Origin of the sequence: Sorangium sp. So ce726 (assembly GCF_051521405.1) — a bacterium.
Taxonomy (GTDB): domain Bacteria; phylum Myxococcota_A; class Polyangia; order Polyangiales; family Polyangiaceae; genus Sorangium.
The window spans coordinates 1,955,742-1,972,038 of the sequence record NZ_CP150349.1 but is presented as its reverse complement, the minus strand read 5'-3'; the positions used below and the strand labels follow the sequence as shown (position 1 = coordinate 1,972,038).

Annotated in this window: 10 protein-coding genes; 8 read left to right on the top strand and 2 right to left on the bottom strand. The window is 69.0% G+C overall.

What is annotated here, in order from left to right; genetic code table 11:
* Nucleotides 1–4 precede the first annotated feature (4 nt).
* Complete coding sequence (locus tag WME79_RS07430; protein WP_437539794.1) at nucleotides 5–859, bottom strand: LamG domain-containing protein; 855 nt, start codon at nucleotides 857–859, stop codon at nucleotides 5–7.
* 246 nt (nucleotides 860–1,105) lie between these two features.
* Between WME79_RS07430 and WME79_RS07425 the strand changes: the two genes are divergently transcribed.
* The 3 genes from WME79_RS07425 to WME79_RS07415 all read left to right on the top strand — a co-directional run bounded on the left by WME79_RS07425 (nucleotide 1,106) and on the right by WME79_RS07415 (nucleotide 6,681).
* On the top strand, nucleotides 1,106–2,668 hold the full coding sequence (locus tag WME79_RS07425; protein ID WP_437533823.1) for a DUF1592 domain-containing protein: 1,563 nt from the start codon (nucleotides 1,106–1,108) through the stop codon (nucleotides 2,666–2,668).
* A 52-nt stretch (nucleotides 2,669–2,720) separates the two neighbouring features.
* Nucleotides 2,721–4,298, top strand: coding sequence for a DUF1552 domain-containing protein (locus WME79_RS07420; protein ID WP_437533821.1), 1,578 nt, complete (start codon nucleotides 2,721–2,723; stop codon nucleotides 4,296–4,298).
* Between the two features lie 79 nt (nucleotides 4,299–4,377).
* Nucleotides 4,378–6,681: a di-heme oxidoredictase family protein gene (locus tag WME79_RS07415; protein ID WP_437533819.1), complete on the top strand. Its 2,304-nt coding sequence runs from the start codon at nucleotides 4,378–4,380 to the stop codon at nucleotides 6,679–6,681.
* Between the two features lie 114 nt (nucleotides 6,682–6,795).
* On the opposite strand, the gene WME79_RS07410 is transcribed toward WME79_RS07415, so the two are convergent.
* Complete coding sequence (locus WME79_RS07410) at nucleotides 6,796–7,581, bottom strand: SDR family NAD(P)-dependent oxidoreductase (RefSeq protein WP_437533818.1); 786 nt, start codon at nucleotides 7,579–7,581, stop codon at nucleotides 6,796–6,798.
* A 63-nt stretch (nucleotides 7,582–7,644) separates the two neighbouring features.
* Here WME79_RS07410 and WME79_RS07405 point away from each other — a divergent pair, with 63 nt between their 5' ends.
* The 5 genes from WME79_RS07405 (at nucleotide 7,645) to WME79_RS07385 (ending at nucleotide 16,209) form a co-directional block, all read left to right on the top strand.
* On the top strand, nucleotides 7,645–7,788 hold the full coding sequence (locus WME79_RS07405; protein WP_437533816.1) for a hypothetical protein: 144 nt from the start codon (nucleotides 7,645–7,647) through the stop codon (nucleotides 7,786–7,788).
* A gap of 798 nt (nucleotides 7,789–8,586) precedes the next feature.
* Nucleotides 8,587–9,588 (top strand): Vgb family protein, encoded by a 1,002-nt coding sequence (locus tag WME79_RS07400; RefSeq protein ID WP_437533814.1) that lies wholly within the window; start codon nucleotides 8,587–8,589, stop codon nucleotides 9,586–9,588.
* Nucleotides 9,589–9,742: 154 nt separating this feature from the next.
* A complete protein-coding gene (locus WME79_RS07395) occupies nucleotides 9,743–10,825 on the top strand; it encodes a PstS family phosphate ABC transporter substrate-binding protein (protein ID WP_437533812.1) in 1,083 nt (360 codons plus the stop codon).
* Between the two features lie 292 nt (nucleotides 10,826–11,117).
* The gene (locus WME79_RS07390; protein WP_437533810.1) at nucleotides 11,118–14,177 is read left to right on the top strand and encodes a hypothetical protein; all 3,060 of its coding nucleotides are present in this window, start codon (nucleotides 11,118–11,120) and stop codon (nucleotides 14,175–14,177) included.
* A 46-nt stretch (nucleotides 14,178–14,223) separates the two neighbouring features.
* Nucleotides 14,224–16,209, top strand: a complete 1,986-nt coding sequence (locus WME79_RS07385) for a DUF4397 domain-containing protein (RefSeq protein WP_437533809.1) — start codon at nucleotides 14,224–14,226, stop codon at nucleotides 16,207–16,209.
* Nucleotides 16,210–16,297 lie beyond the last annotated feature (88 nt).

Genomic DNA, 16,297 nt, shown 5'->3' with positions numbered 1-16,297 from the left:
GGCCTCAGGGCCGATCCGGGCCGGCGCGCCACGCGGCCTCGATCGCGCAGCCGGCCAGCGCCTCGCGGTAGAGGCGCAGCTCGTCGTAACGCCCTCCGAAATACGGATCCTGATCGAACTGGGACCGCCCGAGCCAGTTGTTCGCGTCCTGGATCGCCGAGAGCGGAAAGCCGACCGGCGTGCTGCCGAGGAGCGCACCGTCGAGGTAAAGCGCCAGCGTCCCCGCAGCGCCGTCGAACACCGCGGCGAGCTGATGGATCTCGGCGTTCTCGAGCGTGGGCGCGGTGGCGACCTGCACCTGACCCGCGGCGCCGCTGTCGCTCGCGAGCGCGGCGATCCCCGGCGGGTCGAAGCCCGTCGAGGGGGTGATGACCAGGTAGGAGCGCCCCACGCTCGAGTCGCCTTCGACGGGATTCTCACCTGTGCTGCCGATGCCGAAGTCGACGACGCGCAAGTACGCCCCTCCGCCGTTGCGAGCGACCCAGACCATGAGGGTGACGTCGCTCAACCCCGTGAGGAGACCCGCGGGCAGCTCGACGTAGTCGTCCTCTCCGTCAAGGGTGAGCACCCCTCCGCCATCGAGGCTCGCGCCGCCGAAGATCTCGCCGTCGGCGCCGCCGACCGTATCGGCGACGACCGCCCCCACCCCATCGAACGAGTACCGATGAGCCAGCGACGGCAGCGCATCGCAGGGGGCCGCGCCGCTGCCTCCTTCCCCGCCGCTGCCCCCTTCCCCGCCGCCGCCCGCCTCGCCGCCGCTTCCCGCCTCACCGCCGCTCAGCGCCCCACCACCACGCCCCCCTTCCCCGCTGCCACTACCACCTTCCCCGCTGCCGCCCACAACCGACGTCGGAGTCATACGGCCCACCGCAATATCCACATCTGCCCCACATCCGAACAGGCCGAGGAGCAGCGCCATCATCGTAGTCTTCCGCGCGCACGACACGGGCTGATCCTAGCGCGGGCGTGCGGTCGATTCGATCACGAAAGGCACGCGTCCCGGTCACGAGGGGGAGAGTGCTGATTCCACACGCGGGAGCCGACCATGATGTGCCGACTTGACCGAGTGTTTGCAAGTCCCTGGCTCGCCGCCGGGGGATGTCTCTTGAGCATCTCGTGCACTGGCATCCTTGGGGGCGATGACGCCCCGGGACAGGAGCCGGGGGACGACGCCGTCGTCGCGCCAGGCGGGATGCCTTTGCACCACATGACAGCATCGGAGTACAACAACACGGTCGCCCACCTCCTGGGCACGCGCCTGCGGCCGGCGGACGGATTTCCGGCCTCCGGCGCGAAGGGCTTCGACGCGAACGCCAGCGCGCTCTCGAGCCTGTCGCAGGTCCTCGTCCAGGGGTATTACGACGCCGCCAAGAAGCTGGCAGCCGACGCGTTCTCGAACGAGGCGCAGCGCGCCGAGATCCTCGTGTGCGACCCGGCAGAGGGCGCGGGCGCGGACGACGCGTGCGCCCGCGAGATCATCGAGCGCTTCGGGTTGCGCGCCTTCCGGCGCCCGCTCGAGGCGGCGGAGGTCGACCGGTACGCGGCGCAGTACGACGACGCGCGCACCACCCTCGAGATGTCCCCCGTCGAGGCGGTGCAGCACGTCGTCCGGACCCTGCTGACGTCGCCGAATTTCTTCCTGCGGATCGAGGTCGGCCCCGACTCGAAGCGATCGCCGGGCGCCCTCGGCGGCCATGAGATCGCGTCGCGCCTCTCGTACCTCCTCTGGAGCTCGCTCCCGGACGAGGAGCTCTTCGACGCGGCAGAGAGCGATGAGCTGGCCACCGAGGACGAGCTCCGGCAGCAGATCGACCGCATGCTGGCCGACCCGAAGAGCGCCGCGTTCTTCCAGAACTTCTTCGGGCAGTGGCTCGGGACCCGCACGCTCCCGAGCCACAGCGTCGATACAGCGATGTTCCCGGGCTGGAACGACGAAATGAAGGGCGCGATGATCGACCAGGCCAACGCCTATTTCACCGGCTTCACGACCGGCGAGCGGCCGTGGTCCGAGTTCCTCACGGCGCCCCACCCGGAGAGCCCGCTGCTCGCGCCGCTCTACGCGAACGACCCCGAGGCCGGGCGCGGCGGGTTCCTCACGCTCCCTGCGTTCCTCACGCTGTCTTCGCGCGCCGATCGGACCTCCCCCACGTCCCGCGCGAAGACGATCCTGGCGCAGCTCTACTGCTCCGACCTGGCCCCTCCCGCCGGCGTGGATATCCCGGAGCTCGAGGCCGCGGGAGGCGACACGAGCACCGTCGACAACGTCCGCAAGAAGCTCGAGAAGCACCGCGAGTCGCCCGACTGCGCGGGCTGCCACAATGTCCTCGATCCCATCGGGCTGAGCCTCGAGAACTTCGATGCGATCGGCGCCTACCGGACCGAGTACCCGAACGGCGACGCGGTCGACGCGACTGGCGAGTACGGGGGCGCGCAGTTCCAGGACATCTCGGGCCTCATCCCGGAGCTCCAGAAGGACCCCCAGCTGGGGATCTGCCCCTCCGAGCAGCTCTTCACCTATGCGTTGCGCCGGCGCCCGGTCGGCGGCGACAAGGACGCGCTCAAGGAGATCGCCGCGCGCTGGGAGAAGGGGACGATCGCGGATCTGGTGAAGCAGGTGGTGACCAGCGAGGCGTTCCGCCTCCGCGCAGCGAAGGTCGGGGCGAAGTGAAGCCGCAGGCGTTGTTTCCTCACGGAACCAGGCACGAAGGAGCGATGCGCACATGAAACGCGGGATGACACGCAGGAACCTGTTGCGCGGCGCGGGCGTCTGCCTGGCGCTGCCGTTTCTCGAGAGCCTCGCGCCGCGCCGGGCGCGCGCGGGGGAACCCGGCACGCCGAAGCGCTTCTTGCTCTGCGCCTTCCCGAACGGGGCGCCCCACCACTGGTGGGAGACGGCGCCCGCGTTCGGCAAGACGCTGACGGGCGCCGATTTCAAGCTGCCGAGGGTGCTCGAGCACTTCGCGCCGGTGAAGTCGAAGATGCTCATGATAAGCCGCCTTGGCAACCACACGTGGAGCAAGGAGCAGAACGCGTTCCTCGAACCGTCCCACTCGCGCTGCATGGCCGCGCTGTCGACCTGCGTGGACGCCGACGAGCTGGGGAGGGCCGCTGGGCAGGACCTCGGCGAGTGGGTGGGCAACGGCGTCTCGGTCGATCAGCTCATCGTGCAGAAGGCAGGCCCGGAGCAGGCGACCCGCATCCCGTCGCTGCAGACGGGGCTCGGGGTGAAGCCCGGCTTCTTCGACGGACGCAGCTACGCCTACAATCAGGCCGTCTCCTGGAAGAGCCCGCGCGAGCCGCTCAAGCGCTCGGTCAACCCGAAGGCGGTGTTCGACGCGCTCATCAACGCGGGCGCCGCGAGCGCGCCCTCCGTGCCAGGGCAGACCGACGAGCAGGCCAGGATCGAGGCGGAGCGCCGCGCGGCGACCGAGAAGAGCGTCATCGACGCGGTGCTCGCGGACGCCAACTCGCTCATGCGCAAGGTAGGCACGGACGACCGAAAGATCGTCCAGCAGTACCTGGACGCCCTGCGAGAGACCGAGAAGAACGTGACCCGTATCCAGTCGACGATGACCCCATCGAGCCTGGGCTGCAGCCCGATCGGCGAGCCCGGCGTGGTCCCCGAGCCGCCGGGGCAGCAGGAGGGGCTCAACGAGAACGACAGCACGGAAGCCGGCGAGTACAAACACGACGATCACGCGAACGTCATGATCGACCTCATCGTCATGGCCATTCAATGCGACGTGACGCGCGTGATCACCCACATGCTCGACGACGCGCGCTCCGAGTTCGAGTACCGGTGCATCCCGGCCGACGTCCGCGCGAAGGTGGGCCTCGAGTACAGGGAGGGCAGCAGCCTCCATTATCACTCCTGCCAGCACGGCCCCGGCAACCTGGGCACCACGGACGAGGGCGGCCGCTACGCGGTCGTCGAGGAGAGCAACCTCGATTTCGCGGCGATCAACTGCTGGCTCGGCCAGAAGACAGCGCAGCTCGCGCAGCGGCTCGACGCGATCCCCGAGGGGGATGGAACGGTGCTCGATCACTCCGTGATGGTCTACATGAGCGAGATGCGTACGCACGACCACGACGCGTACGATCTGCCCATCGTCCTCCTGGGCGGCGACGGCGTCTTCCTGAACGACGCGCACGTCGCGTATGGCCCCCTCGGCCAGGATCGCCAGCTCCGCGATCTGTGGTTCACCATCATGAACCAGTACTACAACCTCGGCGTCGCGTCGTTCGGCGAAGATCGCCGCGGCGTGCCGAACGCGCTTCTCGAGGAGATCCTGCGGTAGCTCTGCGGTTCACGGTCTCGATGGATGGGCTCACACCGGAGGTCGAAACGCGATGTTCGAAAGCCGCTCACGTCGGTTGGTGTCCGGGGGTCTCCATGTCGCGCTCGGGCTGCTCGTGACCTGCGCAGCAGAGCTCGGGTGCTCGGGCGACCCGTCGCCCGCGTCTCCCTCGCCGGGGTCGCCCTCGCCGGGGTCGCCCTCGCCGGGCGACGGGGGCGGTCCGCCAGGCGCGCCGCCCTGCGAGGAGACGAGCGACGGGCCAGCGCTGCCGCAGGCGTTCGCGCTGAACTGCGGCGGGTGCCATAGCGCCCACGGCAAGCCGGCCGGCGGGTTCCCCGATCTGTTTGCCTTCGACGGCACCCTGGAGGAGTTCACGGCGCAGGTGCGCACGGGCAAAGCGCGTATGCCGGCCTTCGGCGAGCAGCAGATCACGACGGCCGACATCGAGGCGATCTTCACGTATTTCTCTGCCGGAGCGCCGCCCGCGCCGGCCTGCGACGGCGGCGAGGTCGATCCCGGCGAGTGCTCCGGCGTGGACGGCGACATTTCCCCCCTTTTCCCCTCCGCGACGGCGGGCAAGCCGATCACCACGACGGCTGCCGATGGGACGATCACGCTCGAGGCCGCAGGGCGCGTGCGCGGGCGCCACGAGAAAGAGGAAGAGTTCAGCCCGTACCAGCCGCGCTATTTCGAGAACCGAAGCTACAAGTTCATCGTCGAGGACACGATCCCGGCGGGCGGCAGCACCATCAAGTTCACCTGGCTCCCCAAGGCAAACGCATCGCTCAACCAGACCATCAATTTCCGCTGCTGGTACTCGGGCGATGGCAACGTGTTCGACTCGAACAACGGCATGGAACGCATCACGAACACCCACTGGGAGTTCGTCGTGGATCGCAACGCCAGGGAGAGCAGGGAGATCCGCGAGGGAGATCTGCTCGAGTTCGAGTTCGGGGTGTTCCTTGACGCGGGCACCGTCGAGGGCAGGACGAGCTATTACAGCGACACGTTCCGCTACCGCGTCGGCGGCGGCGAGCTGACGCCGTTCAACGAGCCGAACGAGGCGGCCCTGTCGGGCGGCGACGGGACGATACCGTACATCTTCGAGGAGCCTCATCTCTATTACGAACAGATGGCGCTCAATATCCAGGAGAGCTCGATCCAGCCCTTCCTCGAAGGGCGCCGCCTGTTCCATACGGATTTTACCACCGGCGAGCACAGCGAGGGCGGTAACCCCGTCTTCGACGAGCACGCCGGCAAGGCGGGGCCGCTCTCGAACCAGGCGGCGTGCGTGAGCTGCCATATCAACAACGGTCGCGGCGCCCCGCCCGAGCCCGGCGAGGCGCTGGAGACCGCCGTCGTGAAGCTGTTCGGCGCAGGTGCGAACGCGGACGGCGGACCCACCGTAGATCCAAGCTACGGCCGGCAGCTGCAGGACAAGGCGCAGGGCGGGGGCGCCAGCGAGGGTACGGCCACCGTGGCCTACACCGAGGAGCCCGGGCAGTTCCCCGATGGCACGCCATACGTCCTGCGAAAGCCCACGTTCCGCTTCGACGGGCTCTCCGCAGGGCCGATCGCGAGCTACTCGGTCCGCGTCGCGCGCCCGATCGTGGGCATGGGCCTTCTCGAGGCGATCGCAGAGGACGCGGTGCTCGAGCGCGCAGACGGGATGGACTGCAACCAGGACGGTATCTCCGGCCGTCCGAACCTGATCCCGGACCCGGTCTCGGGGGTGATGCGGATAGGGCGCTTCGGCTGGAAGGCGAGCAAGGTGAGCGTGCCCCACCAGGTCGCCGACGCGCTGGTGGCGGACATGGGCGTGACGACGAGCCTGTTCCCGGTCGAGGAGTGCGGCGAGGCGCAGACAGGTTGCCAGGCCGGCACGGGCGGAGATCCCGAGCTCTCTGACGAGGATCTCGACAGGTTGGCGACCTACATGCGCATGCTGGGCGTGCCGCCGCGCCGCGACACGGCGGACCCGGCCGTCCAGCGTGGCGAGGCGCTGTTCAGCCAGGCAGGGTGCGCGAGCTGCCATGTCCCCTCGATGAAGACGGGGAGCCGCCACCCGCTCGTCGAGCTGCGGGATCAGCTCATCCAGCCGTTCAGCGATCTGCTCCTGCACGACATGGGAGAAGAGCTCGCGGACACGTCGACGAGCGAGCACCTCGCGGGGCCGCGCGAGTGGCGGACGCCGCCGCTGTGGGGCATCGGGCTGCTCGAGGCCGTGAACGGCCACACCCAGCTGCTTCACGACGGCCGCGCGCGGAACGTCGTCGAGGCGATCCTGTGGCACGGCGGCGAGGCGGACGCCGCGAAGCAGCGCTTCATGGCGCTCCCCGCGGGAGATCGCGACGCGGTGGTCGCCTTCCTGCGCTCGCTCTGAGCACCCGCCGTGCTGCGCTCGCTCCGAGCGCCCCCTCCCCGCCCCCGCCTTCCTTCGGCTTGCTCGGGTGCTCGACCCGCTCGGCGTTCACGGCGCAGGAGGGGCGCGCTTCGCTCAGAACCCGGAGCGGCGCGCCATCCGCCTCGAGAGCCAGCGCATGGGGCCAGGCGCCACGCGGGCGGCGAGGCTCGCGGTCTTCACGAACAGGCTCGTCTCCAGGACGTCGCGGCCCGCCTCGACGGCGCGCACGATCATCTCGGCGACCTCGTCCGGGCTCTGCTTCTTGTGGCCAGGCGGGCGGTACCCGACGTTGTCGTCGGTCACCACGGCGTTCGCGTGAAACGGGGTCTCGACCGGCCCCGGCCGCACCACGAGAACGCGCACGCCGCGCGACGAGAGCTCCGCGCGGAGCGACATCGCGAGCGCCTCCAGCGCGAACTTCGACGAGGCGTACGGGCCCATCCGCGGCGCCGCGACGATCCCCGCGATCGAGGAGACCATGACGATGGTGCCTTTCGTGGCCGCGAGGGGCTCGATCGCGAGCCGCGCGAGGTGCACGGGGGCGACGACGTTCAGCCGGTAGAGCGCCTCGAGCTCGGCGGGATCGATCTCGATCGACGGCGTGTAGTAGCCGCGCCCGGCGTTGTTCACCAGCACATCGAGCCGCCCGTACGCGCCGAGCGCGCGCTCGCAGAGCGCCTTGCGGTCCTCCTCCACGGTCACGTCGCCGGCCACCGCGAGGACGTCGCCGCCCGCGGCGCGCACCTCCGAGGCGACCGCCTCGAGCGCGTCTCGCCCGCGCGCGCTCAGCACCACGCGCGCGCCGCGCTTCGCCCAGGAGAACGCGAGCGATCGACCAATTCCGCTGGATGCACCGGTGATGACGACGACGGGAGCCATGGCATCGAGAGTACACGACCTCGTGACGGCGACGAGAAACTTGCGGCCGCCCGCCGTGCGGCCATGGGCGGGCAAGCCGGCGGCCACACTGGCTGCCTCTTCGATCTCGGGCGCAGCTACCTGAAGGCGCGACGCCTGCTCTCGCAGGAGCCGCAGTATCGAGCGCTGGCGTTCTACCGATCCGGCACAGGACCGTCGCAGAGCTGACAGCCGAATCGAGCTCGAATGGATCAGCTCGCCAATCGAGACGACAGGCTCTCGCCATAATCCCAGGCGACACGTCGGTAATACGTAACACAAACTTCGCGCATTTCGTTTTCGCGCCTACTATAGTCCGACCCACACGAAGCCGCCGGGGGGCATGGCTGCCGTCCCCCCGCATAGCGAGCTATGGCGTGCGGGTCTCGATTGCATCGACGCGCCCGAACCGCACAAATGCGTGAGCGTTCGGGCGCGTCACCATTGCATTCTGAAGCGGGGTGACCAGCAGAGGCAGGAGCTCGGCTCGTCCTCGCTCCGTTGGCTGGCAGCGCCGCGGCGGCATTTCGCGATCGTGCGGTGACCCGAATGGGTCCGGCCATCAGCTCCACGCAGCCATGGCCGTTCAACCAACCTGTTTGGCGTGTCCGGCCAGCGCGCGGTCTCGGCGTTGCGTTCTCATCGCGCGCGCCTGGCGCCGACACCCCACCCTACCGCGGGACGTGATTCGCGCCGCGGCACCATGGCTCGTCTTGCGAGCAAACAGGACCGAATCGAACTGGGACGGAGCTCGTATCCGGGGAGGGAATGGGGGACGCACCGTGTGTGCACGCAGTTTGCCAGCGCAGTTTCGAGCGGGATCGTGACGACCGCTGACGTGCGCGAGCGCGAAGAGGCAGCGGTCGAGAGCGCGCGTAGCGCCGCGCTCGACGGGCAACGCCAGCGCGGCGCAGCTGCGGCATTCACAGCTTCATAACAGGAGATCTCGCAAGACGCACTCAACCTCAAACCCTGATAGAGAATAAAATGAAGAGAAAGTCGATCGTTGCCTTGTCGATGATGGTCGGCGCCGCATTGCTGGCGCACGCGGAGCGCGCGAGCGCCGGGCATTGCCCGGCGGCGTCCGTGGGTGACATCACGGAATACGCCATTCCTTCGGGCGCCGCGCCGGGGAACATCACCTTTGGCCCTGACGGCCGCGTCTGGTTCACCGAGGGCGCCGCCGCCAAGATCGCCGCCGCGGATTCCAGCGGCAACGTGACCGAGTACCCGCTCTCGGCCGGATCGAACCCCGGCGGCATCACCCTCGGTCCAGATGGCCGGATCTGGTTCACCGAGCCGGGGACCAACCGGATCGGGGCGATCACGAGGAGCGGCGTCGTGACCGAGTACGACATCCCGACGAGCAACTCGAGCCCATTCGCGATCACGCTTGGATTTGACGGGAATCTGTGGTTCACCGAGCTCCTCGGCAACAAGGTCGGGCGCATCACGCCGGCCGGGGTGATCACCGAGTTCGCGCTGCCGACCGCCAGAAGCCAGCCGCGCGGGATCGCCGCTGGAGCCGATGGGAACCTCTGGGTCGCGGAGTCGTTCGCGAACAAGATCGCGCGGATCAGCGCGTCCGGGACGGTGACCGAGTACCCGCTGCCGGCCTCGGCCGTGAGCCCCAACGCGGTGACGCTCGGGCCCGACCTCAAGATCTGGTTCACCACCGCGAGCGAGATCGCGAAGATCGACACCAGCGGGACCGTCACGGAGTTCGCGCTCCCCGCGCCGGACCGCGGCCCCACGTCCATCACCCTCGGGGTGGACGGCAATCTCTGGTTCACGGAGCAGCTCGGGAACAAGATCGGACGCATCACCACGAGCGGCGTCGTCACCGAGTTCGATCTGCCGATCGCCAACTCTCGTCCGCTCGGGATCACGCTGCGCCCGTCGCTCCTGGGGTGCGGCATCCTCGACGTCTGGTTCACCGAGCGGCTGGGGAAGCGCCTCGGCAAGATCCGCACGGTGACCACCCACTGAGCGGCCCGCGTCGCGAGAGATAGAGACTTGACCGCCTGACGGCGAGCGCTTCGGCGGCCTGGCGGTTTTCCTTGGATTGTTGCGTTGGTAGATGTGCGCCGGTGCACCGAGACGGTCGAGGTGCACGAGCGCACCGTCACTCTGAACGATGGAGATGAGCATGAAGAAGATGGGCAAATTGGTCCTTTCGGCGCTCTCGGTCCTCGGCCTCGCGGCGTGCGCGGTGGGCAGCACGGACGAGTCATTCATCGGCGAATCGGAGCAGGCGCTGATCGCCCCCAACGGGGGCTTCTATGGGTCGGACACGCTGTTCAACGCGATCACGGACGCGATCGCCAACGGGTGGGGCGTCGGGGGCCTGACCTACCTCGGTACCGGGTCGGGCAAAGGCGAGCAGTGCCTGGAGGGCACCGGCTCCGCCCCCTGCAACACGAAGGTGCAGACGATCGCTCCGATGTCCAGGGACCTGAACGGCACCTGTGACTCTGGTCAGAAGAGCAATCGCATCGCGCTCGACGCCATCGCGCTCTGGACGAAGAGCACCCAGGCCGCTTCCAACCTGACGAACACGGACGTCGCAGATGCGTTCTGCGGGACCAACAGGAATGGGACCGGCTGCACGGAAGACCTGTGGAGCGAGATCGTCTCGGGGGCGTCGAACCCCTCGAACGCCATCAAGCTCTACCGCCGCGACAACCTCTCGGGTACGACCGAGGTCTTCCTGCAGAAAAACAGCTGCACGGCCTTCTGCCCGAGCGTGAAGATCGTCGTGGACGACGAGACCGCCGGGCCGCGGCTCTCGACCGACGCGGCGGGGACCTCTTCGCTCGTGAGCGGGGGCACCTGCGCGGCGACCGACTCGGCCACGAAGTGCATCGGCAAGATCGCCGCGAGCGACATCGACGTGCTCGCGTACTCCGGCCTCGACGCTTCCGCCACGGGCAACAAGGCGCTCAACATCAACACCGTCGCGCCGACGGCGGCCAATATCCGCTCAGCCGCTTATTACTACTCTCGCTTCCTGTACCTCAACGAGGGCAATGGAACCCGCGACCCCTTGGAGGCGGACTTCCTCGACTGGGCCTTCGGCCGCTCTCCGTACGGCTCGAGCGACAAGGCTGCCTTCGAGGATATCCTGATCAGCCACGGCTTCATCGCGTGCACCGATCCGAGCAGCTCGCCCCGCACCCCGCTCGCCTGCGGTAGCAGCGGCACCACGTGCCCCTCCTCGCTGTGAGCTGACAGGCGGATGACGAAGGACGGAGCGCGCCGCGCGATCCGTGCGACAGGCGCGCTCCGTTCGACGCCAATGGCCAGCGCGGCTGCGGCGCTTGAATCAATGACAGAGCTATCATCTACGTCCATGGGACCGCAATGGCGTCACGGGTCCGTGACAGCCAGCATTCACGGTTGTTCCAGGACCTCACCGGTGTCATTTCGGCCGCCGCGACGGTAGGGGGTTCGCCCGCTGCGAGCCCGGGGAGCTGGCAACGATGGGTCACGGTCGACGTTGGGTGACGATGAGGTCGATGGTGCTGTTGCTCGGGGTCGTGTCCGTGGCCGGGTACAGCTGCGGAGGTGACGACACCGCTGAAACCTCGCCCCCGGAGGGCACGAGCGGCGGCGGCGCTACCAGCGGTGGTGACGGCGGCGGCACGACCAGCGGTGGTGACGGCGGCGGCAGCGGCGGGACCGGCGGCAGCGGCGGGGTCGGGGGCGGCGACAACGGCGGAGGCGGAGGCGGCGGCAGCGGCGGGACCGGCGGCAGCGGCGGAGGCGGCGGCAGCGGCGGGACCGGCGGCAGCGGCGGTGACGGGGGGGGCACGCAGCCGCGTCCATGCGCCCCGGCCCGATCGCACGAACGGATCCCTCAGCGCCACTCGGCGACGGTCGAAGAGGCCCTCGATACCTTCGGCAACCTTTCAGGGGAGATCGAGATTCAATGTGGCAACTGCCACAAGGCCCCAGCAGAGCAAGGAGATTTCTCCTACACGGGCACCCCGGAGAACCTGTGCAATGCGCGCGGCAAGAGCGGCAAGACGCCCGTTGATGTCATGCTCAGCGGGGAGATGCCCTACAAGATCGGCGGGCAAGAGGCGCTCGGCCGGCGGCTGCAGGCGTGGATCGAGCAGGGGTGCTCCGCCGGCACGTACGTCCTCCCAAAGGGCGATATAGAGGTCGATCCGGGCGGAGATTTCGTGACCCCGCGCGCGATCGGCGATGCGCTGACGGAGCTCGGGAGCTGCATCCCCGACGCCGAGATCGTCGGTCGAGACGAGGAGGTGGACGAGCGCTTCGCCGCGATGCGATCGTTCGAGGACCTCCCGGTCAAGCTGTCGGAGACCGATTTCGTCTCGCTGGACGCCGAGGTGCTCGCGCGCAGGGGGACGCTCGCCTACGCGCCGACCTACCCTCTCTGGTCGGACGACGCGGCGAAGCTGCGCTTCGTGCACGTCCCGGCAGGACAGGCCATCACGTACGACCCGGAGACGAAGAGCCTCCGCATTCCCCCGAACACCCGCTTCTACAAGACATTCTTCAGGGCCGTGGTCGAGCCCGACGGCGTCACGCGATACCGCAAGATGGAGACGCGCATCATCGTGACGCGCGAGCACGCCGAGGACGCGATCTTCGGCGCGTACGTGTGGAACGCGGAGGAGACGAGCGCGAAGCTCCTCGGGACCGGGCTCGATCCAGCGTCACCGGACAGCAGGGAGCTCTACCTGAACGGAGAGCCGTTCCCGGATCACGTCCGCCCTTACACGGCCAACGAGACCACCGGCGCGCTGCAGAGCTACGCCGTGCCCGGCGCGACGCGATGCGTGGCGTGCCACTCGGGCTCGGAGAGCGAGAGCTTCGTCCTCGGTATCACGCCCTTCCAGCTCCACAAGCGACCCCAGGGGGAAGGCGGCGTCTACACGACGGACGTGCTCGCCGACGAGCTCAATCAGCTCGAGCGTCTCCTCGCGTACGGTGTCGTGCGCGGCACGTCGGCGACCCTCACGCCCGATGACTTCCCCAAGCTGGAGGAGTCTGCGCTGCCCCGCCGGCCGCGCAACGCCGACGAGCTGAATATGCAGGCCTACATGGCGGGCAACTGCGCCCATTGCCATAACCCGCGCGGCTATGCGGTGGCGAGCAAGGCGACGCTGCGAGGCCTGGACATGTCGCCTGGCGGGAGCGTCTTCGGGTTTCGCATGGATACCGTCGGCTCGGACGGGCTGTCCTACTTTCCTGGTGTGCCCGCGTCCTTCGATGAGCTCGTCATCCAGAACTCCATTCCGGTCGGAGGGATCTACCGTCGCGTCGTCCTGCCCACGGGAGCGTGGACTCCCCGCGCGTTCGGCCTGCCCGTGGACAACGAGGAGGCAAGCGCGTTCTTCAGCCTCCACATGCCGATGCACACGGCGTCGGTGGACTGCCGCCTGCCGGTCCTCGTGGCGCGCTGGTGGGCGTCGGTGCCGCGCGATTACGAGCGCGGTGGACGGGAGGCGCCGGAGGATCCGGAGGCGATCGAGCTCGCGATGCGCGCGGCGGACGCCGCGGAGGCGCGCGCCCTTCGCGACTGCGAGGAGCATCGCGAGCTCGGCTGGGTGCTCGAGGACACGACCGAGCGTTATCCGTACGTCCCGCGCAACATCGACTGGAAGACGAAGCTCGACGGCTGGATCCTCGCGGAGGAGGTGACGAGCGAGCACGAGGCGCTGGCGAAGAAGGTTTATGCTCAGGGGTTCTACGCCCCAGGCTGTGCGTTCCCGGGGGACGCGCCAGAGCCCGAACCGGTGGAGCAGTGGATGATCAATCCGGGGACCGGGAGGCCGCGCCAGCCGTGGAGCGCGATCTACTGGGCCAACCCAGGGGAGCATATCTACGCCGGGATCTGCTCGAATTGCCATGGGATTCACGGAGACGCTCAGACCGGCGCGGCCAGAGCGCTCCGCGCGACCTCCGGGGCGAGGGTGGCGAGCTTCGTCGACGGGCTCTTCGGCCCGCGCTGGGCGCCCAACGAGAACCTCGCCACGTTCCACGGGCCCGACGCAGGGGAGAACGACCTCGGGCCCGACGGGGCGGCGAAGTACCTCGTCTGGATGGCGACCGGGGGCACCACCGTCTCGTTCGGCCGTACCGAGGAGGAGGAGAGGACGTTCTTCAACGTCTTCGTCAGCAACCGGATCGTGGCCGCTGTGCCGATCCCGCTCGATCCGGAGACCGCGAAGGCCGCCTTCAGGCGATCGAGGGCGAACATGCTCGGTGTCGCGCGCGCCGTCTGCGATGAGATCCGCACCGATGCTCATCGGTTCGGAGCCCGTCACGACGCCGCGGTCGCGAGCGGGGATTGGAGTCGCATCCTGAGCTATGCAACGTCGCCGGAGTTCGGCGTGCCCATGTGGAGGGACGTCTGCACGCTCAGGAATCCTCTCACGGCTGAGCTCCGCGCCGCGGACGCGAGCTCGCCGGAGGTCGATGCATGGCTCCGGAGAGCGGTCTTCAACGCCGGCGTGATGGCCTACATCTATATGCGTGACGAGCTGACGAAGGGAGTCGTCGCGGTTCCGCGTGACGCCTGCGACCTGAAGTTCCCGAGGTAGTGAATCGTTCTGGCGCGTGCGACGCGCTACACGGAGATTTGTTACGATGAAGATGCGTCAACGATGGCTGATCATGGTGGGTGCGCTCGCCGGGCTTTCGATCTTCACGAGCGCTTGCGGGGACGACGATACCTCGTCACAGTCGGGGCAAGGCGGAGGAGGGACCACGAGCACCAGCGCCAGCACGTCGTCGGGCGGCAGCTCTGACGGCGGCGGCGCGGGCGGCAAGGACGGCACGGGCGGCGCTGGCGGTACGGGCGGCGCTGGCGGTACGGGCGGCGGCGGCGCTGGCGGTACGGGCGGCGCTGGCGGTACGGGCGGCGCTGGCGGTACGGGCGGCGCTGGCGGTACGGGCGGCGCTGGCGGCGCTGGCGGTACGGGCGGCAGCGGTGACGCTGGTGGCACGGGCGGCGCTGGCGGCGCTGGCGGCACGGGTGGCGCTGGCGGCACGGGCGGCAGCGGTAACGCAGGCGGCAGCAGTGACGCAGGCGGCGCTGGCGGTACGGGCGGCAGCGGCGGCACGGGCGGCGCTGGCGGCACGGGCGGCGGCGATCCGGAGGAGTGTGGCCTGCCGCCGGACACCGACCCTGAACCCAAGGTCCGGCTCATCAACGCCCTTTTGCCGAACCGCACGAACACACCGGTGGGCGTTGGCGACCCGCCCGCGCTCCGCCTCTATGCGAACGGGGCGCCGGTACCCGACACAGAGGCCGTGTCGCCCGGCATGGCCGCCGCGTCCGTCACGAGGTACGCCAGAGTCACGGCCGACGCGATCACCTTCTCGGCACGGAGTGATGACGGAACAGGCGTTGGCGTGGGCGACGCGCTCACGATCTCGGCCGATCCACTGACGGTTGCCCCTGGGACGCGCTACACGATCGTGGCCGTCGGAATCCTGGGCACGACGGGCACGTCGACGCCGCGGCTCCTCATCGAAGAAGAGAAATTCACGAAGCCTTCATGCAGCGAGGTCGCCCTGCGCTTCGTGAGCGCCGACTCCACCTTGTTCAATCCGAAATCGTTCTACATCGACCAGAGCGCCACGGCCGCGGCGGCGCCCGGCTGGTTCACCGCCAGCGCTCCAGAAGGCGTGCTCGTGCCCCTGTCGACCCGCTCGATCACGGTCACCGCGTCGAGGAACTTCGGTCCGACGGGTCGGGCGCCGTTCTCGCTCTCTCGGGCATCGCTCGTCGGCGGGCGATCGTACTTCGTCATCGAGACCGGGCAGCCGACCCGCGTCGTCGGCGACGCGCGCGCACACGGGCTGCTCATCGTCCCAGCGGGGGACGACTCGCCTGCCGTGTTCATCAAGCGGGATCCGCTCGTCTATCTCTTCCACGCCTCGCTGCCGCCCACGCCGTCGCCCCTCGAGGTGTACTCGGGCACGGAGAGGGTCGCCATCAACCTGAGGTATGCGCAGGCGCCGACGTATACCGATCTTCCGCCTGGCGAGTCGACGCTCTCGCTCGTCGCGCCCGGCGCCGGCGAGGGGGGCTCGGGCGCCGTGGTGGTCGAGGCTCAGCGGACGGGCCCGCTGGAGCCCGGCGCGATCTACCTGGGAGGCTTGCTTGGCACCACCGGAGAGACGGGCGAGAAGGCGCTGCAGCTCAAGCTGTGGAACCTTCAGCTGGAGCTACCCGGGACATTCACCACCCCGCGCGTCATGTTGATCAACGCCTCGGCGACAGCGCCCTCGGTGGATCTCGGCCACTGGTCGGTCAACGCAGACGGGACCCGAGGTGAATCGTTTACACCCGTGCTCACGGACGTCGCGTACGCGTCGGCGGGGGCCGGCACCGGCGTCGAGTTCGCGCCTCCGCGCGCGGCCTTCCAGCAGTGGGTGGGCGTTCGACCGGCCGGCTCGGCCGACGCCATCCGGAGCGTCTCGGCGGTCGTGGACACGTCCTGGTACACCGCCGTCCTCCTGGGAGACTGGGCCTCATCCGACGCTGCGAGCGCCGCGAAGATTGTGTTCATAAGGAACTTCGGCGCTGTCCCCGAGGCCCTCCCGTGGACGCTCCCGAGCCCCTGACCGGTCGAAATCCTGCGCCCCCCGCTCGACCGTACTGATCCTCCCCGCACGCACCCTCACGATACGCAGCTTGCCTGGCGGCCTGACG

Coding starts and splice junctions, on each gene's coding strand:
- WME79_RS07430 (WP_437539794.1), bottom strand. CDS start 859: ATGACTCCGACGTCGGTTGTGGGCGGCAGCGGGGAAGGTGGTAGTGGC.
- WME79_RS07395 (WP_437533812.1), top strand. CDS start 9,743: ATGAGCATGAAGAAGATGGGCAAATTGGTCCTTTCGGCGCTCTCGGTC.
- WME79_RS07390 (WP_437533810.1), top strand. CDS start 11,118: ATGGTGCTGTTGCTCGGGGTCGTGTCCGTGGCCGGGTACAGCTGCGGA.
- WME79_RS07420 (WP_437533821.1), top strand. CDS start 2,721: ATGAAACGCGGGATGACACGCAGGAACCTGTTGCGCGGCGCGGGCGTC.
- WME79_RS07400 (WP_437533814.1), top strand. CDS start 8,587: ATGAAGAGAAAGTCGATCGTTGCCTTGTCGATGATGGTCGGCGCCGCA.
- WME79_RS07405 (WP_437533816.1), top strand. CDS start 7,645: ATGGGCGGGCAAGCCGGCGGCCACACTGGCTGCCTCTTCGATCTCGGG.
- WME79_RS07410 (WP_437533818.1), bottom strand. CDS start 7,581: ATGGCTCCCGTCGTCGTCATCACCGGTGCATCCAGCGGAATTGGTCGA.
- WME79_RS07385 (WP_437533809.1), top strand. CDS start 14,224: ATGAAGATGCGTCAACGATGGCTGATCATGGTGGGTGCGCTCGCCGGG.